Source organism: Mesorhizobium sp. M1E.F.Ca.ET.063.01.1.1, from assembly GCF_003998155.1.
In the GTDB taxonomy this organism is placed as follows: domain Bacteria; phylum Pseudomonadota; class Alphaproteobacteria; order Rhizobiales; family Rhizobiaceae; genus Mesorhizobium.
Map to the genome: position 1 here is coordinate 1 of NZ_RZSC01000512.1, position 4356 is coordinate 4356.

Genomic DNA, 4356 nt, shown 5'->3' on the forward strand with positions numbered 1-4356 from the left:
AAAAAGGTCGAGGAGAACGCCGTCCCCTCCTTCCTGTGGCGCTCGGTTGCCGACGAGGCCGAACTCGCCAAGCTGCCCGAGGCTGAGCGCTATGGTTCGGAAACCGACGCCCGCCAGGTCTTCGACCGTCTCTCCGGCACCTGGACCTACTGGGGATGGAAGGGCGGCTACTTCAAATCGGAAGAAGACGCGCGCGCCTTCCGCGACGAGCTCGCCTATATGCTCGCCACCCAGCGCGTTGCGCCGAACTCGCCGCAATGGTTCAACACCGGCCTGCACTGGGCCTATGGCATCGACGGTCCGAGCCAGGGCCACTTCTATGTCGACCCCTTCACCGGCAAGCTGACCAAGTCCAAGTCCGCCTACGAGCATCCGCAGCCGCATGCCTGCTTCATCCAGAGCGTGCAGGACGACCTCGTCAACGAGGGCGGCATCATGGACCTGTGGGTGCGTGAGGCGCGCCTGTTCAAATACGGTTCCGGCACCGGCTCGAACTTCTCGATGCTGCGCGGCGAAGGCGAAAAGCTGTCCGGCGGCGGCCGCTCGTCCGGCCTGATGAGCTTCCTCAAGATCGGCGACCGCGCGGCCGGCGCCATCAAGTCGGGCGGCACGACGCGCCGCGCGGCCAAGATGGTGATCGTCGACGCCGATCATCCCGATATCGAGGAATTCATCGACTGGAAGGTCAATGAGGAGCAGAAGGTCGCCTCGCTGGTGACCGGCTCGAAGATCGTCAAGAAGCACCTCGAAGCGATCATGAAGGCCTGCGTCAACTGCGAAGGCCATGACGACGACTGCTTCGACCCGGCTTTGAACACCGCGCTGAAGCGCGAGATCAAGGCGGCCAAGAAGGACGCCGTGCCGGAGAACTACATCTACCGCGTCATCCAGTTCGCCCGCCAGGGCTACACCTCGATGTCGTTCAAGACCTACGACACCGACTGGGATTCCGACGCCTATCTCACCGTCTCCGGCCAGAACTCCAACAATTCGGTGTCGCTGAAGGACAACTTCCTGCGCGCCGTCGAAGCCGATGGCGACTGGCAGCTCACCGCCCGCAAGGACGGCAAGGTGCTGAAGACGCTGAAGGCCAAGGACCTCTGGGAAAAGATCGGCTATGCCGCCTGGGCGTCGGCCGACCCCGGCCTGCACTTCAACACGACGATGAACGACTGGAACACCTGCGCGTCCGCCGGTGCGATCCGGGCCTCCAACCCGTGCTCGGAATACATGTTCCTCGACGACACGGCCTGCAACCTCGCCTCGATCAACCTCCTGCCCTACCGCAGAGAGGACGGCACGATCGACATCGCTGCCTACGAGCACACCGTCCGGCTGTGGACCGTCGTGCTCGAAATCTCGGTGATGATGGCGCAGTTCCCGTCGAAGGAGATCGCCAAGCTCTCCTATGAATACCGCACGCTCGGCCTCGGCTACGCCAATATCGGCGGCCTGCTGATGACCTCGGGCATTCCCTATGACTCCGACGAGGGCCGCGCCATCTGCGCCGCGCTCACCGCGATCATGACCGGCGTCGCCTACTCCACTTCGGCCGAGATGGCCTCCGAACTCGGCGCCTTCCCGGATTATGACCGCAACGCCCAGAACATGCTGCGCGTCATGCGCAACCACCGCCGCGCCGCTTACGGCGACAAGGCCGGCTACGAGAAGCTCGCCGTCAATCCGGTGCCGCTGGTTGCCTCCGATCTGAAGCAGCAGGCGCTGGCCGAGCATGCCCGCGCCGCCTGGGACCGCGCCATCGAGCTCGGCGAGGAGCATGGCTACCGCAACGCGCAGGCGACCGTGATCGCGCCGACCGGCACGATCGGCCTGGTCATGGACTGCGACACCACCGGCATCGAGCCCGACTTCGCGCTGGTGAAGTTCAAGAAGCTCGCCGGCGGCGGCTACTTCAAGATCATCAACCGCGCCGTGCCGGAGGCACTGAGGACGCTCGGCTATTCCGAAAGCCAGATCGCCGAGATCGAGGCATACGCCGTCGGCCACGGCAATCTCAACCAGGCGCCGGGCATCAACCCGCCCTCGCTGAAGGCCAAGGGCTTCACCGACGAGAAGATCGCCGCGCTGAATGCGGCGCTGAAGTCGGCCTTCGACATCAAGTTCGTGTTCAACCAGTGGACGCTGGGCGCCGACTGGGTGAAGGAGACGCTTGGCTTCACCGACGAGCAGCTCTCGGACGTCTCCTTCGAGATGCTGCCGGCTCTCGGCTTCTCGAAGAAGGACATCGACGCCGCCAACATCCATGTCTGCGGCGCCATGACGCTGGAAGGCGCGCCCTTCCTCAAGGCCGGGCATCTCGCAGTGTTCGACTGCGCCAGCCCCTGCGGCAAGATCGGCAAGCGCTCGCTGTCGATCCAGAGCCACATCCTGATGATGGCGGCGGCACAGCCATTCATCTCGGGCGCGATCTCCAAGACCATCAACATGCCGAACGAGGCGACGGTCGAGGACGCCAAGAACGCCTACATGCTGTCGTGGAAGCTGGCGCTGAAGGCCAATGCGCTCTATCGCGACGGCTCGAAGCTGTCGCAGCCGCTCAATGCCTCGCTGCTCGCCGATGACGACGAGGACGAGGACGAGGCGGTCGAGCAGTTCATCGCCGCCCCGGCCGCACAGCGCGCCGTGCAGGTGACGGAAAAGATCGTCGAGCGCGTGGTGGAACGCCTCTACCGCGACCGCGAGAAGCTGCCGAACCGCCGCAAGGGCTACACCCAGAAGGCGGTGGTGGGCGGCCACAAGGTCTATCTGCGCACCGGCGAGTTCGACGACGGCCGCCTGGGCGAGATCTTCATCGACATGCACAAGGAGGGTGCCGCCTTCCGCGCGATGATGAACAATTTCGCCATCGCGATCTCGCTCGGCCTGCAGTACGGCGTGCCGCTCGACGAATATGTCGAGGCCTTCACCTTCACCAAGTTCGAGCCGGCCGGCATGGTGCAGGGCAACGACGCGATCAAGAACGCGACGTCGATCCTCGACTACGTGTTCCGCGAGCTTGCCGTCTCCTATCTCGGCCGCCACGACCTCGCCCATGTCGACCAATCGGACTTCGACAAGACCGCACTTGGCCGCGGCATCACCGAAGGCAAGGCGACGCCCTTCTCCAAGGGCCTCTATCGCGGCGCCTCGCCGGTGAAGCTGGTGTCGGGCATCGGTAGCGAACCCAAGGGGCTTGGCGGCTCCGCCCCGACGACGGCCCCTGCCCGCGCCGCGCCCACCGCCTTCGCCGGTTCCAACGTGCTGGCGCTGAAGCCGGCGAGCGACGAGGCGCTTGCCTACAAGCGCGACTATGAGGAGCGCGCCAGGGAACTGGCCGAGGATATGCTGGAACAGGAAGCCGAAGCCGCCGGCGGCGCCGAAGCTTTATTCACCGACGCCGCCGCCAACGAAGCGGCCGAGGCAAAGAAGCTCGCCGCGACAAGGCGCCAGCAGTCGCTGCTCCAGGGCTACACTGGCAACGAATGCTCCGAGTGCCACAACTTCACCATGGTGCGGAACGGCACCTGCGAGAAGTGCGACACGTGTGGTTCGACGAGCGGGTGCAGCTGATATCTAAAACCTAGACGCAACGACATTATCGGCCCGATCGCAAGATCGGGCCGATTTGCTTAGACGACCAGCGAGCCCCATCATGCTCGACCACATCACCATCGAAGTGAGCCACCTCGATAAGAGCAAGCTCTTCTACGAAAAGGCTTTTGCGCCCTTGGGGTATCGTCTCTCCTTCGGCAAGGAAGGCGTGTTCTGGGCTTTCGATGTCGGCAATGGCTGCCTGTTCGAGATCCAGCGCACCGGCGAGAAGCCGCCGCTCACTCATCTGCATGTCGCCTTCCGGCTGAAGAGCAAGGCAGAGGTCAATGCTTTCCATCGGGCAGCGCTCGAGGCGGGTGCCGCGGACAATGGCGCGCCCGGCCCGCGCCCGAACTATGCGGAAAATTACTACGCCTGCTTCGTGCTCGACCCCGATGGGTACAACATCGAGGCGATGATCAGCGAGGCGTAGCGCGCGCCCTCTCCTTCTCCCCTTGTGGGGTGAGAAGCGGTCCGCGTAGCGGGCGAAAAGCCAACTGCTTGGCTTTTCGAGCTTCGAACGCACGGAGCCTGCGACGGGCCGGGTGGTGGATTGGCGCGCAGCGCCAAGACGGATGAGGGGTGTTGGACGGAGTGAGACTGCGGCGATTTCGAGCATATCGCCAAGCTGGAGCACCCCTCATCCGGCCGCTTCGCGGCCACCTTCCCCCACAAGGGGCTAGCGTGCGCACACATTTGCTTCGTGCTGTGGTCAAGCGTGAAGAGGCGCCGTCGGAAAATGGCTTGAAGCGGTTGAATTGTATG

The 4356-nt window shown here is 64.1% G+C and carries 2 protein-coding genes; both read left to right on the top strand.

Annotated features, from left to right (window positions below; genetic code table 11):
• A partial coding sequence (locus tag EOA29_RS26690) for a vitamin B12-dependent ribonucleotide reductase (RefSeq protein WP_127221837.1) occupies positions 1-3570 on the top strand: 3570 nt, incomplete at its 5' end.
• Between the two features lie 82 nt (positions 3571-3652).
• Positions 3653-4024, top strand: a complete 372-nt coding sequence (locus tag EOA29_RS26695; RefSeq protein WP_126093662.1) for a VOC family protein — start codon at positions 3653-3655, stop codon at positions 4022-4024.
• The last annotated feature ends 332 nt before the right edge of the window (positions 4025-4356 follow it).